The sequence below is a fragment of the Flavobacterium sp. LM4 genome, assembly GCF_002017935.1.
Lineage (GTDB): Bacteria > Bacteroidota > Bacteroidia > Flavobacteriales > Flavobacteriaceae > Flavobacterium > Flavobacterium chungangense.
In genome coordinates this window covers 263198-281954 of the sequence record NZ_MUFW01000004.1, presented here as the reverse complement: position 1 = coordinate 281954, position 18757 = coordinate 263198, and the positions used below count along the sequence as shown (strand labels likewise).

Below are 18757 nucleotides of genomic sequence, written 5' to 3'. Positions count from 1 at the left end.
ACTTTTTATTCTTTAATTGTCTAAATTGTATTTTATATTGTTATATGAAATAAGTTGCTAATGTTTAAAATTATATTTTATTATCCGTTTTTAGTCATAACCCTGTGATGCTTGCTATTACTAGCCTGTCGAATAATTTTTCCTCAAAATACCTCCTATTAAGCTTGTAAACGAACTCATTTAGGTATAATTGAAGATATTTTCCTTTAATTTTATGGAAATTTCCTAGGAAATTTCTTTTTGCATTACTAATTGCAATATGAACCCATCTTAAAGTTTCTGTGGTTGTTTCTTTATTGGATTTTTCAGTTATATGAATTTCTACATATTCTGCAATGTCTATATATGAAGTACTCTTGTCTGTAAAAAGGATACTTTTTTCAGAAATAGATTCCTGTATAGTTTGATTTATTTGCTCCGATGTATGATCCGTTAAAACCTTTGCTTTAAAATACCTGCACTGATTTGATTTTTCACCCGTTTCTATATCTTCTAAAACGGTAGATTCTGCCATAATTGCAACGTTAGATTTCCCAACAGCACCACGTCCACGAATTCCTTTTTCTTGTTCTATTTCAGTAGATTCAATTGTAAAATAACCCTCGTCAAATTCAATCATTCCTTCCAAAGTATAGCGTGCATCTCTATTTCCCATTGCTTTTCGAAGTTTATGAACCATAGACCAAACTGGCTCGTAACGTTTCAATCCCAATTGTTTTTGAATTTCTTTACTCGAAAATCCTTTTTTTGTTGCCGTTAATAAAAATATAGTTTTGTACCAAACCAAAAATGATAAATTCGAACTTTGCATTATCGTTCCACTACGTAATGAAATTCGACTTCTACATTTTTTACATTCATAGCTCCATCTGCTTTTTATCCAAAAATGTTCTGTGCTTCCGCATTTACATTGAACTCCGATCTTATCTCTTTCTTCTTTAAAATGAAGTCGGCAAGATTCTTCGCTTCCAAAATTTGCAGTAAAATTGAATATATTCATCGCTTTTTTTTATCAAAAATAAGGCTTTTTATTCAATTATGAGTAATTACGGATAATCAATAAATTATATAAATCATAAGATAAATCGTATAATTTTTTATAGAATTAATTTTAGATTTTTGAAAACTATTACAAAAAATTAAATCCCAAATACGATGAGAAATACAAATCAAATTCTGAGTCTTTTAATTGCATCTTTTACATTATTCAGCTGCTCGAACGATGATAAAAACACAAACGATCCGGGAACACCGACAAATCCGGTTGAAAATAATTCAGCCAATACAACTTATACTCCTGCTTTTGAGGGACAAACACGAATAGGCGGACTACAGACCAATACGAGTTATGAGGCAAAGATTATCACTTCAGCATTGACCAGTCCCTGGGGGGTCAAAAGCCTTCCGGATGGCAGACTTTTAGTTACCGAGAAAACAACAGGAAACTTACGCATTGTTAAAGTAACAGGTGAAGTAAGTGCCGCAATTACAGGTTTACCAGCGGTAAATTCGGCAAATCAGGGAGGTTTATTGGGCTTGTGTCTTGATCCTGATTTTACATCCAATAGAATGATTTATTGGGTGTTTGCTGAAGCAGGAACAGGCGGAAACCTAACAGCAGTTGCGAAAGGAAAGTTATCAAATGATGAAAAAACAATCGAAGGAGCGACTGTAATTTATCGTGCAAATCCGGCAAATGCAAGTACGCTTCATTATGGAGGCCGTATTCTTTTTGATAAAACCGGAAATCTTATCGTTAGTACAGGAGAACGTTCAGTGTTAGCAACCAGACCGTTGGCACAGTCGGTTTCTGCCGGTTTAGGAAAAGTGGTCAGAATAACCAAAGACGGACTGCCAGCAACTGGCAATGCTGTTTTTAGTCAGACAGGAGCTTTAGCAGAATTGTATACTATAGGGCATAGAAATCCGCAAGGGCTGGCACTTCACCCGACTACAGGTGAAATTTGGCTAAGTGAACATGGACCGCGTGGGGGAGATGAAATTAATCGATTAAAAGCAGGCTCAAATTACGGATGGCCAATCATAACTTATGGTATAGAATACGGAGGAGAGGCAATTGGAGATGCTATCCAGAAAAAAGAAGGCATGGAACAACCGGTGTATTACTGGGATCCTGTTATATCACCAAGCGGTATGACTTTTTATAAGGGTGACCGTGTGCCGGAATGGAAAAATAATTTATTTATAGGGGCATTAAGTGGTCAACATATAGCACGTCTTGCAATAGTAAATAACCGTGTTGTGGGAGAAGAAAGGCTTTTAGCTGGCGAAGGTCAGCGATTTAGAGATATTACTCAGGGCAATGACGGTGCTTTGTATGCTGTAACCGATCAGGGTAGACTTTATAAGATAGATAAGAAATAATGATTTCAATAAAAATGGCGCTCTCAGGCGCCATTTTTTATAGAGAACTGCGTTCAATATATCCAAACGGATTTTTGAAAAACTCTTTTTTATTGCTCAGTACTAATTCTGCAGCTTTTTGTCCCATGGCTTTAAAATCGCTGCTTAGAACACTAATGTCAAGAAGCGCCTTGAGTGGGGTTTCATTATAAGAAATGACACCTACATCAATACCAATTTGTAGCTTTTTTTCTTTTATCTGCTGAACAAGCTGCACCAAATCATTATCATCAATAACGATATAAGCTTCTTTTGATTCAAATTTCAGATCATTATTTACTTCTTCTATGATTTCAAAGTCAAGGGAATTATTTTGACAGAATTCTTTAAAACCATGTAATAAACCAACCGGAATTGGAAATAAGGTTTGGGTTGAAAACACCAAAATGATCTTTTTGTATTTTTTTAATTTTGCGAAAGCTTTTGTCAGCGCATACATTATATCCTCTTTAAAATCCTGATAAACTGCTGTAAAATTCCCTGAAATTTCAGAATAAGAATTGTCGAGTATCAAAAGTTTATCTTTCGGAATGGTTTCAATAGCTTTTAGAACTCTGTTTGTATAATTAATATGAGTTTTTTTGCTGGTTCTAAAATGAGGCATAATTATAAAATAGTTATAATTATTAATGTTTTTTTTCAAAGCATTAATAAAAAGCTGCTCATCACAATAATAGATATACATATTGACATGTCCTTTATTTCCAATTGTATCAACAAAAGCATTGTAAGCCTCCATTTTATAGGTACATGGTTTATTGATAAGAAAAAAAACATCAAACTTTGCTTTTGAGCCGGCATAGGAAACAAAATTTCCTGATCCCATCACGGAAACTATTAATTTCTGATCCCTTAATATTTTGTAAGCTTTTTCTGCAGTGTCCCGCGAGATCGAATTTTGGGTACTCAATTCATTTATTGATGGCATTTGCTGACCGGTCTTCATTTTACCATTCACAATTTCTGTGGCGAGAAAATCGGCTACCTGTATAAATTTAGGAGAGCCGGAATCCATTTTCAGGTTTATAGTTACATTATTTCTTTTTGATGCCATATAGGGGTTTCGGATATATTTTATAAAACTTTCGTTAATTTTTAACCACCTTCATTTTTGAAAATTATAGGTATGAGTTTAATTGTATGAATACTGAGTAAAGAATTAAAATTTTAACAAATATTTTATTTTATTTTTATGATTAATGTGTTTGGGTTGCTAAATGTTAATTTGATTGTTCTCAAAAATATAGAAATAGAATGCTGCATCTGTCCTGTGCTGTGCTGAAAATGTTTAGGGAATTATTTTTTTAACAAATACTAAATATCCAACTGCTAAATCATAAGTTGTAAAACTCAAAAGAATGAGTTTTTTAATCTTTCAGGAAGTATATTTTTACTATTTTTACCTTTAGCAGCTATCATACAGCAGCATTGTTTTGTATGAAATACTGATTTGTTTTACTAAATTTAAATATTAAAAAATGAGAAAAAACAATGATTTAGGTTTGTTAATACTTCGTATTACAATTGGATTTTTAATGCTTTTGCACGGTTTTGCAAAATTTGGCGGAGGGTTGGAATTCATAAGCGGTATGCTTGTAGAAAAAGGACTTCCGGGATTCTTTGCTTATGGTGTTTTAGTTGGTGAAATTTTGGCTCCAATTGCCATTTTAATTGGTTTTAGAACAAGGCTTGCAGCACTTATTTATGCATTCAATTGTTTAGTTGCCGTATTAATGGCGCATAGTGCAGATATATTCAAATTAGGAGAACACGGAGGCTGGGCGCTTGAGCTTTTAGGATTGTATTTCTTTGGTGCTCTTGCTTTATTTTTTACTGGTGGGGGAAAACTGGCAGTTTCAAAAAACAACAACTGGGACTAAAATATTCATTTTAAATCTGTAGTGAACTAGAGATAAGGGTCAGGCTGAGCAGAGTCGAAGTGGCTTTCAAATTATAAAATTTTTATCATCCTGTCAATTTCATCCAACAGATTAGGATAGACTATTTTATCATATACAAAGAGACTTTCGGGTCTCTTTTTTTGTTTTCTATTAAGAAAAAAATAACAGAATGAAATCCAATTCTAATGTTATTTTAATGTTGGTCATAAAATTTCGTCCTAACTTGCGCCACTTTAAGGACAGGGAAATGTTGAGCAGAATTAAAAATAGTATCTTATGTAAATGCCTTCAGGTATTGCTAATTGGGTACTTTCTAATCAGCAGTATTAACGTCTCAAATAGTTTTGGCCTTATCATCGCTGATAATGCAGAAACAAATACGGTTAGAGGTATTACCTGTAATTTCCTGAAAAAAATATTCAATTGCGACAGTATTCCGGAAGAATTGGATGACTACGAAACTAAGGAAACAAAAACCACTAAACTCGCAAAAGGGATTCCGTCATTAGATTATCTGGTACCTTTAAACACTTCATTAACTGTTTTGTACTTTCAAATTAGTTTAAAAACAAAAAACTATGTTGATAATCAAATATTCTCATTTGGTTTTCATGGTAAAATTCATTTACCTCCACCTCGATTCTAATATAAATACTTAATTTTGTTTGCTGTTAGAAGTAATTCTGACATCCTTATCTATGGTTTTTACCGTATGTAACATTTATTAATATTGTATTTATATAAATTCATGACACCATTAAAACGTTTTTACAATTTGCTTCATCTTGACAAACGCGATGTATATCAAATTATTTTTTATGCTGCTTTTGCCGGCCTTGTAAACCTTTCACTTCCTTTAGGGATTCAGGCAATTATTAATTTTATCCAGAGCGGACAGCTGAGTGTTTCCTGGATTGTACTTGTAATTTTGGTTACAATAGGAGTTGGTTTCGGCGGAATTCTGACCATTTTACAGCTTCGCATCGTAGAAAATCTGCAGCAGCGAATTTTTGTGCGCTCTTCATTTGAATTTGCCTACAGATTGCCTCTAATCAAATTTAAGGAAATGTATTCTGAATATGCCCCGGAAAAAGCCAATCGTTTTTTTGATACTTTAATGGTACAAAAAGGAACGGCAAAACTTTTACTGGATTTTTGTACTGCTTTTTTACAAGTTGGTCTGGGGATTATATTATTAGTCTTGTACCATTCTTTCTTTACGGTAATTGGTCTTTTGTTTATCGTCATTTTATATATCATTTTTAAATTTTCGTATAAAGATGGACTGGAGACGAGTCTTAACGAATCAAAATTTAAGTATAAAGTGGCAGCGTGGCTTCAGGAAATTGCCCGTAATAGGGATAGTTTTCGCAAAAAAGGAGGTTTTGAATATGCATTAGAAAGAAATGATGACTATGTAAGCAAGTACATAAACTATCGTGAAAAGCATTTTCAGGTAATGAAAAAACAATATATTCAGCTTATTGTTTTTAAAGTTATTGTTACGGCTGCCTTATTGTCTATTGGTGGTTTCCTGGTAATTCACCATCAAATGAACATCGGGCAGTTTGTAGCAGCTGAAATTGTTATCGTATTGCTGATCAATTCGGTTGAAAAAATTATTTTCGGATTGGAATCTTTTTATGATGTACTGACTTCATTGGAAAAAATTGGACAAGTAACAGACATGGAAATCTCATGTATCCCTGAAACATCAGCAGTCTCTGAAACAGGAATTAATATTGAAACAGAAAGCGTGGTTTACAATTATCCGGATCACAATAAAAAATCACTTAAAAATATTAATCTGAAAATAAATCAGGGGGAAAAAATCATTTTAAGAGGAACAAACGGAGCAGGAAAAAGTACTTTATTACGTTTATTATCTGGTTTACTTGAACCTGAAAGCGGTGCGATGTATGTGACAGATAATTATATGAACCGTTTAGACGAAGATGCCTACAGAGCACAGGCCGGAACTTTTTTACAGGGGGATACGCTTTTTGCCGGAACCATTCGCGAAAATATCCTTTTTGGAAACGATGAATTGAATAATGATGATCTAAAGTGGGCTCTTGATAATGTTGGGCTGACGCCTGACATCAAAACATTCCCAAACGGACTAGAACATCAGGTGCATCCGGGTGGTAATGAACTTTCTGCTTCAGATATCCAAAAGATTCTTTTAGCACGTAGTATTGTTCATAAACCTAATATATTATTTCTTGAAGATCCTGTTGATAAAATGGACGAACTGACTTCTGGTAAAATTGTAGATTTTTTACTTTCTGAAGAAAATGACTGGACGGTAATTGTAACTTCTAAAAACGATATCTGGAAGAACAAATGTGACCGTATGATAACGATCGATAACGGAAAAATTATTAACGACATAAAGCTTTAATCATGCTCAATATATCTAAAGATAATAATGTACTGATAACTCCGGGTAAATACAAATCTATTACCAGCGTAGCCCGCAGGCCACATTATAAAATTTTAAACAGGGTTATAATCGGATTTTTGATCTTTTGTGTAGCTTGCCTTTTTCTGCCATGGACACAAAACATTTCAGGGAGCGGTTCAGTAACGACCTTAAAACCTGATCAGAGACCACAAACAGTACATAATGCTATTGCCGGAAGAATAGAAAAATGGTACGTGCAGGAAGGTGATTATGTAAAAAAAGGAGATACAATTGTTTTTATTTCGGAGGTAAAAGAAGATTATCTGGATCCGAATCTTGTTGGCAACACCAAACAGCAGGTTGATGCCAAGAAAATGGCTGTAGAATCGTATGGAGACAAAGTAAATTCGCTTGAAGTTCAGGCACAATCGCTTAATACAGAAAGAGAATTAAAACTGCAGCAGGCCCAGAATAAAATTAAACAGGCCCAGCTGAAAATCAAGAGTGACAGTATGGATCTTGAAGCGATAAAAACACAGTTAAGAATCGCTAAAACTCAATTTGACCGTTCGACAGCATTGAATAAGGAAGGTTTGAAGCCGCTTACCGATGTGGAGCAAAAAAGACTGAAACTTCAGGAGTCTGAAGCATATATAGTGACGCAGCAAAACAAGCTTTTGAGCAGTAAAAACGAATTGATAAATGCAAGAGTTGAAATTAACCGAATTACAGCTGAGTACACCGAGAAAATTTCGAAATCAAAAAGCGATAAATATACTGCTTTGAGTACGCAATATGATACAGAAGCCCAAGTAAATAAATTGCAGAATCAATATGTAAATTATAGTCTTAGAAACGGTCTGTACTACATTAAGGCTCCTCAGAGCGGTTATGTCAACCGTGCTTTGCTGGCAGGTTTGGGAGAAACAATCAAAGAAGGGACTCCAATTGTGAGTATTATGCCGGCAAGTTATGATATTGCGGTTGAAACCTATGTTGATCCTATCGATCTTCCGTTGGTACATCGCGGTGCGAAAGTACGTGTCTGGTTTGACGGATGGCCAAGAATCGTATTTTCAGGATGGCCTGGATTATCTTATGGAACCTATGGTGGAAGAATCGTGGCAATCGAGAATTTTATAAGTTCTAATGGGAAATACAGAGTGCTTGTTTCACCTGATGGTCCGGATAATAAATGGCCAAAAGAATTAAGTATAGGAGCAGGGGCACAAAGTATCGCTTTACTTGAAACCGTTTCAGTATGGTACGAAATATGGCGTAACCTGAATGGCTTCCCTCCAAATTATTATAAATCAGACGAAAAAGAGGCGAAGGATGGTAAGGACAAAAAATAAATTGAAGTATGCTGTATCAGTCTTTTCTCTTTTATTTTTATTCGGCTTTTCTAATTTATACAGTCAGGATTTTAATAAAGAAGAATTGAGCTATAGCGAGTTTTTGGGATACGTAAAAAAGTATCATCCGCTGGTCAAGCAGGCTAATCTTGAAATTAGTACGGCTCAGGCTGCATTGATGCTTGCCCGAGGAGGATTTGATCCTAAAATCGAAGTCGATTACAATAAAAAAGAATTTAAAGGAACAGAATATTATTCGCTTTTAAACAGCAGTTTTAAAATTCCTACCTGGTACGGAATCGAAATTAAAGCAGGTTTTGACCAGACAGACGGGCAATACTACAACCCACAAAATCGTACTCCTGAAGCGGGTTTGACTTCTTTGGGAATTAATGTAGCCTTAGGTCAGGGAATGTTCATCAATCAGCGAATGGCTGATGTAAGGGAAGGGAAACTGCAGGTAAAACTGAGTGATGCACAGCGAAAACTTAAAGCTATTGAGGTTTTGTACAAAGCCAGCGAAGCGTATTTTGAATGGAGAAAAAGCTACAATGAAGCTGAACTTTATAAAAGATATCTTGGTTTTGCCAGCACTCGTTTTCAGGGTGTAAAAAAGCTGATTGAACTGGGGGACGCTCCGGCCATAGACAGTGTAGAGGCCGGAATTACTGTTCGAAACCGTGAATTAAACGTAGAAAACGGAAATCTGAAATTGGCTAAAGCGAAATTATATCTTTCGAATTATTTATGGATAGAAAATGTTCCTGTTGAGTTAGGAGATGCTGTTAAACCGGAAGAAAATCTGATAAAAACGCTGGAAGAAACCCTAAGAACCGATGCAATGATGGTGGATGTTCAGGGTCTGGACTCTCATCCGAAGATTCAGGCTCTGGAAACTAAAATGGGGATGCTCGAAATTAGCAGGGAACTGAAAGCGAATTCCTTGCTTCCTAAGCTGAATGTGGGGTACAATTATATTTCGGAGCCTTCTTATTTTAATTCTTTCAATACCGACGATTATAAGTTTAATGTCGATTTCAGCATTCCGATTTTTTTGAGAAAAGAGCGCGGAAGTTTAAAACTGGCAAAACTTAAAATTCAGGATTTAAAATATGACATTGACCAGCAGCGACTCGAACTTAAAAATAAAATCAAAGCACAGCAAACCGAAATTGCTTCTTTAAAAAGGCAAAAAGGAGTCATTGATAATCTGGTAAAAGACTATCTGACTATGCTGAATTCTGAAGAAAAGTTGTTCTCTTTTGGTGAAAGTTCTATCTTCCTGATCAATTCAAGGGAAAATAATCTGGTAAGTGCCAAACTATCACAAATTAGCATCGAAAATCAGTTTTACATTTCAAATGCCGAATTGTTTAAAATACTGGCAAATCCTGATTGATATTTTTTTTCTTTTCAAACCACTCATTTATTCAGGTAAAATAAGTGGTTTTTTATTTAAAGGATATTAGTTCAACCGTTCAGAAGTTGCTGTTCTAATGCAATGTTCGGTTCCCAGATAGAGCGGGTTTCCGTGTTTTTCAGACCAAAATCCTTCGAGTATATCTTTGGTAATGCATCTGTAAACCGCCACTCCTTTGTATGTTTTTTTGTCTTCTCCTTTATAACTAAAATTGATTACGAGAATATTATCCTTAAAAAATCCTGAGCCTTTTTGTTCCTGAACATTGTTGATGATCCACCTGGCTTTAATCCTGTTGTTTTTATCAAGAGAGAGTGTCAGAACACCTTTATAAGTCATTTCATCAGAACCGTCCTGATTACTTCCCAAAATAGAATAGCTGCCAGTTAAATCTTGTATTGTCATTATTTTATTTGTGTTTTAAAAAGAAAGTCGGCAAATATAATCGAACTTTTAATAATATAGGTAAATTGTGATTTTATTTATTTTTTATTCTTTTTTCTTGTGATTTTTTAAATTATTGATAAATTTATTGCTTGATTATTCTTTTCAATTTAAAATAAACAAATCTTGAAGAAATTTTTTATAAACCTGATTCTATTAGTGGGATTTTACGCACTTGTTTCGGCGCAGGAGAATCCGGTAAAATTTCTTGACATATCTGATGGGTTATCCAACAATTCGGTGACTACAATATTTCAAGATAGTGATGGTTATATGTGGTTTGGAACTTATGATGGACTGAACCGATATGACGGATATAATTTTAAAGTATTCCGAAACCGTATCAACGATAAAAAATCCTTGCCATTCAATACTATTTATAACATCGAAGGAGACTCGAAAAAAAATATCTGGGTTGGTGGTTCGAATGGGGTTTGTATTTACAATAAAAATACAGCCACATTTCATCCTGTTCGTTATACAGCTACAAATAAAAAAGTAAAAGTTTTAAAAGACATTATTCATCAGATGCGTTCTGTTTCTGATGATTTAGTACTGATAGCTTCTCAGAGTTTAGGACTGATAAGTTTTGAAAACGGCTCTTTCATCGGCAAACAAATTCCGCTTAAAATTCAAGGTAAAAAAAATAGTATTGATAATTATGATGCAGTAGCTATTCAGGATGATAAAAAAAACAGCCATTCCTGGGTATATGTCCGTAATATTGGAATCTGCAGGTATTCCTATCAGTCTAAAGTTTTACAAGTAGTTTTTCCGCTTTCAAAAGAAGTAAAAGCAATGAAACCGTCTTCTGATAGAAACCTTTGGTTAGGCACAGATGAAGGGCTTTTTCTTTTTGATACAAGATCGGGTACTCTTTCTGATAATTATTTTTCAAATAAATGCAGTGTTACCGATATTCTTGTTGATAAGAAAAAAGAAATCTGGATTACTACTGACGGTTGTGGGATTTACAGAATTATTGGTAACCAGGCTATTTGGCAGAATGAAGTTAATGGTAATCAACTGGCCAAAAGTAATTCGGTTTGGAGTTTGTATGAAGATAAAACCGGAAATAAATGGTTTGGCTCATTGCGTGGGGGAGTCAGTATGCTAAGCAATATTCCCAAGTATTTTAAAAGCATTAGATATAATGCAAAAGATCCCGCTGAAAATTTTATTTTGTCTTTTTGCGAGGATGAGAAAAATAACATTTGGGTAGGAACAGACGGTGCAGGTTTAAAATACTGGAACCGAAAAAATAATACTTATGTAAACTACGGAAATACCCTTTCGAGCAAATTTATTACCGGAATAACACGTGATAATAATAACGATATCTGGATCTCTACCTGGGCCGGAGGTGTAAACCGAATTAATAAAAATAATAACAGTGTAACCCAGTTTTCATGTTACAACCCATATACCAAACAAATAGAAAAAAATATCTGGTTTGTTTATATGGATTCAAAAGCCAATATCTGGGCAAGTGCTACAAACGAAGGTTCCTTGTATCTTTTTGACCGCAATAAAAACAGTTTTGTACTTTTTGACCGAAACATCAATAATTTGCAATGTCTAATAGAAACCAGGGATGGTAAGCTTTGGGGAGCAAATTACAGTACTTTGTTTTGTATAGAAAAAACACCAAAAAAAGTCAAAAAAACGGTAATTGGCAATCCGATTCGATGTATTCATGAAGATAAAGACAAAAATCTCTGGCTGGGGACACAGGAAGGCGGATTGGTTATGTTTGACAGAAAAACCAATCGTATTAAAAGATTTACTACAGATGAAGGCCTTCCGTCAAATACGGTTTTGAGATTACTGGAAGATAAGGAAGGGAATCTCTGGATGAGTACTTACAGCGGTATTTGCAGATTTGATAAAAAACGAAAAACATTCCGTAATTTTTCTGTAAATGACGGACTTCAAAGCAATCAGTTTAGTTTTAATGCCGGGATTCAATTATCGACAGGCGAATTTCTTTTTGGCGGTATAAACGGTTTTAATATCTTTTTTCCGGAAGCGATTAAGGGTTTCAATCAAAAAAATAACGTATTGCTGACTGATTTTTATGTCAACAATCAGCCAATTGAAGTAAGCGGAGTGGAAGTAACAACTTTAGACTCCGACAAAATGAAAGAAGTAAGTCTGGATTACGATCAGACCACTTTATCGGTAGAATTTGTTGCTTTGGATTATAATAATGCCGATAAAATAAATTATGCTTACCTGCTCGACGGCTGGGATGACCAATGGAATTATGTGGGTCAGGCCCGAAAGGCAAACTATTCAAGACTGCCGGAAGGAAAATATACTTTTAAAGTAAAAACCACCAATTTTGAGGGGGGCTGGAACAATGAAATCAATCTGATTTCAATTGAAGTTTTGCCGCCCTGGTACAGAACGTGGTGGGCTTATAGTTTATATGTTCTGGCTGTGGCAGGAATTCTTTTTGTGTATCTTGATTATCAAAAGAATAAGGAAAAATTAAAATATAAGGTAAAAATCGCTGAACTTGAAAGCAAGAAAGAAAAAGAAGTTGCTGAGAAACAATCATCGATGTTTACCTATATTTCACACGAATTCAGAACACCGCTTTCGCTCATTATAAATCCGCTTAAAAAAGCAGTTCAGAAAGAAAGTGTTCAAAATGGATCTTCAGGAAGTGATTTGGCTATTGCACACCGAAATGCCAGAAGACTTTTGAGTCTGGTAGATCAGCTTCTGCTTTTTAGAAAAGCCGAAAATGATGCTGATTCCCTTAGATTATCTCCTATAAATGTCAACAATCTTTGTAATGAAGTGTATCAGTGTTTTGTAAATCAGGCAAAAGAGAAGAATATAAAATACAATTTTGATATTCCGGATCATGAAATTGTGATTATCGGTGATTATGAAAAAATTGAAATCTCACTGTTTAACCTGATGTCAAATGCTTTTAAGTATACCTCAATTGGTGGGCAGATTGATCTTAAACTTACAGAAACTGATGATGATGTACAGCTAGAGATCGCTGATAACGGCGATGGAATCGAGAAAAAAGATATTGAGGTAATCTTCGAAAAATTCAAACAAATCAATTCAAAAGTTTCTATTGGAACCGGTTTTGGAATCGGGCTTTATATTGTCAAATATTTTACAGACAAACATAAAGGAACTGTAAGCTGTAGCAGTGAACCTGGTAAAGGGAGTACGTTTAAATTAACTTTTCTGAAAGGAGACAGCCATTTTGAAAATGCAGAAATTACAAACGACGTTCAAAAAAGAAGTCAGCTTTTTGATGAATTGATTATTGATGATGCCGAAGAAAGCAATGCGTCAGTTAATACAGTAGTTTCCGAAAGTGATTTACAAAAAGTGATGCTTACTGAAAAAAGAACGGTTTTAATTGTTGACGACAACGCTGAAATAAGAGGATATCTAATCAAATTATTTTCTGAAAATCATATAGTGTATAGTGCCGAAAATGGTGAAGAGGGTTTAAAACTAACCAAAAAACACATGCCCGATTTGGTAATCAGCGATATTACCATGGAAGAAATGGATGGTCTTGAATTATGCCGAAAAATAAAAGAAAGCAATGATTTATCTCATATTCCTGTAATTCTGTTAACCGCATCAAAAAATCCTGAAACCCATTTGCAGGGAATAAATGATGGTGCGGATGATTATATCACGAAACCATTTGATGATGAGATACTCGTGGCCCGTGTCGAATCGTTATTGCGAAACAGAAGCAATTTACGAACCTATTTCTTAAATAGTATAACTTTAAAAGAGAATACACAGAAAGTCCCTGTAGAATATCAGGAAATGCTGAAAAAATGTATTGATATTGTAGAAGCTAATATTCACAAAAGAGATTTTACAATTAGAACTTTTGCTCTTGAAATGGGTATGAGCCATAGAACACTTTATACCAAAATTAAGATCATTTCGGGACAGACTCTAAACGCTTTTATACGTTCACTGCGAATCCGAAGAGCTGCCATGTTGATGCTTACTGAAGATATTAATATTGCCCAGGCAAGTGCTGAGGTTGGTTTTGAAGACCCGAAATATTTCAGACAGCAATTCGTGAAATTATTTGGAATGACACCTTCAGAATACATCAAAAAGTATAAGAGTTCTTTTAATTCTGATTTGAATATTATTAAATAGTACTTGCTGGGTGTAATTCAAAACAGTTGTCAGGCTGAGCGGAGTTGAAGCCCTTTTTGATGATTCAAATAGCGATTAAACAGTAGTTTTATATTTAAGCCGGTATTCCCTGGGAGATATTTCCATGACCATCCTAAATGATTTTGAAAAATGAAACGGGTCATAATAGCCCAAAAAACAAGCAATTTCCTTTATTTTCATGGTGCTGAACTGCAAAAGAGAGCAGGACTTCTGAATTTTTAACTGATTGTAATATATATGTTTTACAAAACATTTTTGTTTTTTATTAACGAAAACTGTTCATACTCCTTAGCAGTTTGAATCAAAAAAGTGTCAAGATTACGATGTGTTTTTTTAATTGCTAAGGTTTTAAATAGTAATCCCCAAAAACGTGAACGCAATTTAAATACACATTTTAATTGAATATTTGTTTTAACTTCTCCCTGTTCAGAAAAAGAAAAGTGACACTCAACAAATTCTAATCCGATGAAACGGATGGAGCTAAAATCATTAATTTGGGTCGAAAATGATATGTCTGGTTTAAGAGTAAGTAATTGATATCTTGCAGTACTGTCGTCATCAAAATAAACGATATAATCACCTGTTCCTGGTTTTGAAAAATTATTTTTAAAGGTAGGAGATAAGAACTTGGGTACATACCAAAGATCTTCGAAAACTTTCAGCAGATTAAAAGTGAAAAAATGTGGAAACACCTCGCAAACAGGAACTGAAATCTTAACAAAAGAATGTAAATCTTTAATCATCAAATATTTTTTTACACTAGATCACTCTATTGTGTATAACATTTACTTTATCTTATACCAAGTCCACTTTATTCCGTTTTAAAGTTCTTTAAACTTTTAGAAACAAGTTTGTACTTATTGGTTTTTTCATCTTTCACTCCATCTAGAAAATATATCTGATTATTTTTTCTAAATACTCTTGCTTTTATATCCTCATCACTTGCTTTCTCATCACTATTTAAATCAATAGTGAGGCATCGTGTCCATGGTTCGTTATCAGAATGAAGGTAAGTGATAATTTCATTATGCCATCCTTTTTTATATCTGTAAACAGAAAAATCATCTGCTCCGTCATTATCTAAATCTCCTTCTTCAAATAATTTATCATCATTGGGATTTAGTTCTATAAGGTCAACTACTGAAAAAGCTTTTCCTTTAGAAAAAACAATATGCCCGCTATTTGGAGAAATGAAAGCATAATCGATAAAACCGGTGCCGTCAAAATTACCCTTTATTTTATGAGTAACTTCATTGCTTTTTTGACTTTCAGCTTGTAAACTATCGTTTAAAAATTGAGCTCTTTCAAAATCTATTGGAGCTTCTTGTTTTCTAAAATAACGCCCAATAAAATTTTGTACAACATATTCTACGTGACCGGGAATGTGTTGATAACCAATATAATTTGCAAACCAAAGTGTGCCAGTACAAAAAATAAAAAGTGCTATAAGTTTGTTCTTATGTCTTTTAAAAAAAATCTTTTTCATCAAAATTTACCTTAAAATTTCTAATTCGTCTTTGCCTTTAGGAATGTACAGGTAGATCTTAAAGAAATCAGCAATCGTACCATCTCCTTCATCAAATTTTGCTCATAATGCTGATTTACCTCTCATTTTTGCTTCCTGGCTTCTAAGCTCTAAACAAACTATTCTGCCATTACCATAAAGTTTAAGCTCATAGTCTTCTAATGGTTGAAGTTTATAATCCTTAATTGTAAAAGCTTCTAGTTAAGATTCTAATTTTCTAGTAATTTCCATTATTCGAAAACCATAAAGGTTTCATCTAAATTTCTATCCGTTTTGTAATGAACATCTTTTAATACTATAGATTCATTTTGTAATTTAGTATCAATTTTATATAAATTATTATCCGAACATAAATAGTAAAAAAAACTATTAACATAATTAACCTTACCAACTATTTTTCTGTTTGAAAAATATTTTCTTTTAGTTAATTTACCATTATTTTTATTTATTAATAATATATAATGTTCTGTATTAGCAACTAAATCATCAAAATTTGTTTCTATTGCTTCTAGATATTCTTCATTTGGGATTAAAAAATGTTTATTTCCCAAAACTTCTTCATCACTTTTGGGGAATTCTATTTTACAAACTCTTATTTGCCATTTTTTAGTTCCGGATAATTTATCTAAACAAACTATTTCATCACGTCCATAAAAAACATTGTTTTCATCTATTACTAAATTATTCGTAATGTAAAGTTTTTTCTCTGGGGTATATTGCCATTGAACATCTTTTTCATCCATACATAAGACAATTCCATGTTCATCAACTGAATAAAAAAACTTTTCATCTTTTATAACTTCATTATAAATAGAATTTTGGGAATCTACATACATAATTCCTTTTCCTGTATGTGGATCGATTATAGAAACATTACTAGCTAAACTTACTGCAAGATAATTTTTATAAATAATTGGAGAACTTTGTATCGGAAAAGGATACTGATTGGTCCAATTCGTTTTTTTTGTTTGGATGTCTATGGATTTTAATTCTCCATGACTGTTTGCAAAAATTATTGATTTACCAAAAACAATAGGATATTGATAAAATAATAGAAAATCAACATCTGAAAAGTCATACCCATAGGAAGATTGATCAGGTGAAACTTTATCATTATATTCCCAATTTATTTTTCCCGATACTTTATTGAGTTCAATAATTCTTCCATCACAATATGTTCTATAAATAATGCTGTCTAGGATTGTAAAGTATGTGATTTCATCAGTGTCTTTATTACCTGATATTTTCCAGTTCAATTTTTCTTTTTTAAGATTAATACTGTACATATCTCCATTACTAGTTGATAAATAAAGCGTATTATATTTCCTTTCTATGTTGTGGCAGGAAATAAAGAATAAAAACAATAAAAAGTAAAAATAATTTTTAATCGACATCATTATTATGTGGATTTAATTCATAATCAAAAGGAATTCTCTGTGAAAGATTTTCAACATACCAATTTTCTGGATCGAAAGAGTATCTAACAAAATCATATGCTATTCTTAATGGCATTTCAATATTACTTAGGTTTTCATTTTTCGTATTAAAACCAGATACCATACAAGTAATTCTTGCGATTTCAACTCTATCGGGATCACTATTTAATAAAGGAGCAACATAGCATTTTCCCATTTTTAACCTTGCTTCATACTTTTTGAGTAACTTTATAACGGGCTCACCATAATGCCTTACTATTGCATATTGACCTTCTGTATCAGTTGGAAAATCTTCTGCAACTTTTAATTTTGAAAAATCAACTTTTCTTAATTCTTCCAACTCTTCTTTGAAATCATCCTCAACTTCACCATCGTGAATATATAATAAACTGTCAAGAGGATATTTTGGTGGTTGAAGCACTACAATAGTATCTGGAGGATTTTTAACGAATTGTTTATCATACTCTTTTGTTATAAGTTGGTTATTATTTCTTTCCTCAGTAGTAAATTTATAAACAATGTATTCTCGCCAAAGATCGTGTATGTGCCCTGGAACATGTTTAAATCCTACCCAATTCATAAAAAGAAGTATTGCAAATCCTAAAAAGGAAATTGTAATAATCTTTTTTTTATGATTTCTAAAAAAACTCTTTTTTTTCATAGACTACCTTATCATTACTAATTCATCTTCACCCTCTGGAATGTATAAGTAAAACTTAAAAAAATCAAGCATTTCACCATCACCTTCATCAAATATTGCCCATAAAGCTGATTCTCCTCTAAAGTTATTATCTAAACTGTTAAGTTCTAAACAAACAATTTTCCCATTTCCATAGAATTTAAGTTTATAATTTTCTAAGGGCTGCATTTGATAATTTGGAATAGTAAAAGGATCTAAATACAAGTCTAAAATCTCTCGTAATTCTTTCTCATTAAAAAACAGACTTTGACGAGTTTCTTTTTCTTTTAAATCTAAGTATGAAAAATATTCTTCCTTTTTTTTCTCTTTTAATAGTGTTAACTGGGTTTTATAAAAATCAACTACTTTCTTTTCGAGTTTTTCCTGATTCCATTCTCTTAAATCCTGTCCATTATCAAGACTAGGAAATTCATAAGGTACTTTTGCTTCAAAAGTAAAACTGGCTTCGTAATAGGTTTTTCCATTGCTCAAAAATTCTTTCTCCCCATATACATTAGTATTTACAACTGTTGGTGTAGCATAATTCATAATTGTTTTTCCTGCTTGATCTCTCTTATTATTATCCGATTCTGATATTTCAATTTTCATTTCGGTATCATATACCAGTTTTGAAAGGTCTCTCCCATCAATTTTACCTGCTGGATACAATCTAAAAGTTATTTTTTGAATACCGCTCTTAAAAATGTAATTATTAATATCAAGTGTTCTTCCTGAAACCTCTTTTTGAAAATTTTTATGAAGAGGAATATCATTAACTAAAATTTCTGAGAAACATGCACTTTGTTCAAATGTTAGATAATACATTGGCTCGTAATTATAACGCTTAATACTTTTAAGCATTGTTTCTATGTAATTTGTACTAGTTAAATTGCTCATTTTTTCTGGTTTAGGGTTATTGTTTTGCTTGCAAGATGGAAATATAAAAAGTGCAGCTAAAATTAAAATCGTATTTTTCAT

At 33.1% G+C, this 18757-nt stretch carries 16 protein-coding genes; 7 read left to right on the top strand and 9 right to left on the bottom strand.

Going from position 1 to position 18757, the window contains the following annotated elements; translation table 11 throughout:
* Positions 1 to 94: 94 nt before the first annotated feature.
* Positions 95 to 1000 (bottom strand): IS1595 family transposase, encoded by a 906-nt coding sequence (locus BXU10_RS21060; RefSeq protein WP_078226492.1) that lies wholly within the window; start codon positions 998 to 1000, stop codon positions 95 to 97.
* A 155-nt stretch (positions 1001 to 1155) separates the two neighbouring features.
* Between BXU10_RS21060 and BXU10_RS21055 the strand changes: the two genes are divergently transcribed.
* Positions 1156 to 2385 carry a PQQ-dependent sugar dehydrogenase gene (locus tag BXU10_RS21055; RefSeq protein WP_078229460.1) on the top strand — a complete coding sequence of 410 codons (1230 nt, stop codon included), beginning with the start codon at positions 1156 to 1158 and terminating at the stop codon, positions 2383 to 2385.
* A 37-nt stretch (positions 2386 to 2422) separates the two neighbouring features.
* Here the strand turns inward: BXU10_RS21055 and BXU10_RS21050 are convergent, their stop codons facing one another.
* Positions 2423 to 3478: a winged helix-turn-helix domain-containing protein gene (locus tag BXU10_RS21050; RefSeq protein WP_078229459.1), complete on the bottom strand. Its 1056-nt coding sequence runs from the start codon at positions 3476 to 3478 to the stop codon at positions 2423 to 2425.
* A 424-nt stretch (positions 3479 to 3902) separates the two neighbouring features.
* Between BXU10_RS21050 and BXU10_RS21045 the strand changes: the two genes are divergently transcribed.
* The 5 genes from BXU10_RS21045 (at position 3903) to BXU10_RS21025 (ending at position 9486) form a co-directional block, all read left to right on the top strand.
* A complete protein-coding gene (locus BXU10_RS21045; protein WP_031455495.1) occupies positions 3903 to 4304 on the top strand; it encodes a DoxX family protein in 402 nt (133 codons plus the stop codon).
* Positions 4305 to 4494: 190 nt separating this feature from the next.
* The gene (locus BXU10_RS21040; RefSeq protein ID WP_223255518.1) at positions 4495 to 4971 is read left to right on the top strand and encodes a hypothetical protein; all 477 of its coding nucleotides are present in this window, start codon (positions 4495 to 4497) and stop codon (positions 4969 to 4971) included.
* Positions 4972 to 5073: 102 nt separating this feature from the next.
* Complete coding sequence (locus tag BXU10_RS21035) at positions 5074 to 6729, top strand: peptidase domain-containing ABC transporter (protein WP_078229457.1); 1656 nt, start codon at positions 5074 to 5076, stop codon at positions 6727 to 6729.
* Between the two features lie 2 nt (positions 6730 to 6731).
* Entirely contained in the window at positions 6732 to 8087 is a 1356-nt protein-coding gene (locus tag BXU10_RS21030) for an HlyD family secretion protein (RefSeq protein WP_078229456.1), read from the top strand.
* Entirely contained in the window at positions 8068 to 9486 is a 1419-nt protein-coding gene (locus tag BXU10_RS21025; RefSeq protein ID WP_078229455.1) for a TolC family protein, read from the top strand. The genes BXU10_RS21030 and BXU10_RS21025 overlap by 20 nt, the downstream gene beginning before the upstream one ends.
* Before the next feature lie 66 nt (positions 9487 to 9552).
* On the opposite strand, the gene BXU10_RS21020 is transcribed toward BXU10_RS21025, so the two are convergent.
* Positions 9553 to 9912, bottom strand: coding sequence for a hypothetical protein (locus BXU10_RS21020; protein ID WP_078229454.1), 360 nt, complete (start codon positions 9910 to 9912; stop codon positions 9553 to 9555).
* Positions 9913 to 10077: 165 nt separating this feature from the next.
* Between BXU10_RS21020 and BXU10_RS21015 the strand changes: the two genes are divergently transcribed.
* A complete protein-coding gene (locus BXU10_RS21015) occupies positions 10078 to 14118 on the top strand; it encodes a two-component regulator propeller domain-containing protein (protein WP_078229453.1) in 4041 nt (1346 codons plus the stop codon).
* A 75-nt stretch (positions 14119 to 14193) separates the two neighbouring features.
* Here BXU10_RS21015 and BXU10_RS21010 read toward each other — a convergent pair whose 3' ends face one another.
* From BXU10_RS21010 to BXU10_RS20985, 6 genes are all read right to left on the bottom strand, one after another.
* Positions 14194 to 14376, bottom strand: coding sequence for a helix-turn-helix domain-containing protein (locus tag BXU10_RS21010; protein ID WP_223255527.1), 183 nt, complete (start codon positions 14374 to 14376; stop codon positions 14194 to 14196).
* 5 nt (positions 14377 to 14381) lie between these two features.
* Complete coding sequence (locus tag BXU10_RS21005; protein ID WP_078229452.1) at positions 14382 to 14882, bottom strand: hypothetical protein; 501 nt, start codon at positions 14880 to 14882, stop codon at positions 14382 to 14384.
* Between the two features lie 68 nt (positions 14883 to 14950).
* Positions 14951 to 15625 carry a hypothetical protein gene (locus tag BXU10_RS21000; RefSeq protein WP_078229451.1) on the bottom strand — a complete coding sequence of 225 codons (675 nt, stop codon included), beginning with the start codon at positions 15623 to 15625 and terminating at the stop codon, positions 14951 to 14953.
* A 269-nt stretch (positions 15626 to 15894) separates the two neighbouring features.
* The gene (locus tag BXU10_RS20995) at positions 15895 to 17061 is read right to left on the bottom strand and encodes a PQQ-binding-like beta-propeller repeat protein (protein ID WP_078229450.1); all 1167 of its coding nucleotides are present in this window, start codon (positions 17059 to 17061) and stop codon (positions 15895 to 15897) included.
* Positions 17048 to 17761: a hypothetical protein gene (locus BXU10_RS20990; protein ID WP_078229449.1), complete on the bottom strand. Its 714-nt coding sequence runs from the start codon at positions 17759 to 17761 to the stop codon at positions 17048 to 17050. The genes BXU10_RS20995 and BXU10_RS20990 overlap by 14 nt, the downstream gene beginning before the upstream one ends.
* Positions 17762 to 17764: 3 nt before the next feature.
* Positions 17765 to 18757, bottom strand: a complete 993-nt coding sequence (locus BXU10_RS20985) for a hypothetical protein (RefSeq protein WP_078229448.1) — start codon at positions 18755 to 18757, stop codon at positions 17765 to 17767.

Bases quoted from the DNA above. Each gene is read 5' to 3' on its own strand.
- BXU10_RS21060 (WP_078226492.1), bottom strand. From the start codon at position 1,000: ATGAATATATTCAATTTTACTGCAAATTTTGGAAGCGAAGAATCTTGC.
- BXU10_RS21055 (WP_078229460.1), top strand. From the start codon at position 1,156: ATGAGAAATACAAATCAAATTCTGAGTCTTTTAATTGCATCTTTTACA.
- BXU10_RS21050 (WP_078229459.1), bottom strand. From the start codon at position 3,478: ATGGCATCAAAAAGAAATAATGTAACTATAAACCTGAAAATGGATTCC.
- BXU10_RS21045 (WP_031455495.1), top strand. From the start codon at position 3,903: ATGAGAAAAAACAATGATTTAGGTTTGTTAATACTTCGTATTACAATT.
- BXU10_RS21040 (WP_223255518.1), top strand. From the start codon at position 4,495: ATGAAATCCAATTCTAATGTTATTTTAATGTTGGTCATAAAATTTCGT.
- BXU10_RS21035 (WP_078229457.1), top strand. From the start codon at position 5,074: ATGACACCATTAAAACGTTTTTACAATTTGCTTCATCTTGACAAACGC.
- BXU10_RS21030 (WP_078229456.1), top strand. From the start codon at position 6,732: ATGCTCAATATATCTAAAGATAATAATGTACTGATAACTCCGGGTAAA.
- BXU10_RS21025 (WP_078229455.1), top strand. From the start codon at position 8,068: ATGGTAAGGACAAAAAATAAATTGAAGTATGCTGTATCAGTCTTTTCT.
- BXU10_RS21020 (WP_078229454.1), bottom strand. From the start codon at position 9,912: ATGACAATACAAGATTTAACTGGCAGCTATTCTATTTTGGGAAGTAAT.
- BXU10_RS21005 (WP_078229452.1), bottom strand. From the start codon at position 14,882: ATGATTAAAGATTTACATTCTTTTGTTAAGATTTCAGTTCCTGTTTGC.
- BXU10_RS21000 (WP_078229451.1), bottom strand. From the start codon at position 15,625: ATGAAAAAGATTTTTTTTAAAAGACATAAGAACAAACTTATAGCACTT.
- BXU10_RS20995 (WP_078229450.1), bottom strand. From the start codon at position 17,061: ATGATGTCGATTAAAAATTATTTTTACTTTTTATTGTTTTTATTCTTT.
- BXU10_RS20990 (WP_078229449.1), bottom strand. From the start codon at position 17,761: ATGAAAAAAAAGAGTTTTTTTAGAAATCATAAAAAAAAGATTATTACA.
- BXU10_RS20985 (WP_078229448.1), bottom strand. From the start codon at position 18,757: ATGAAAAATACGATTTTAATTTTAGCTGCACTTTTTATATTTCCATCT.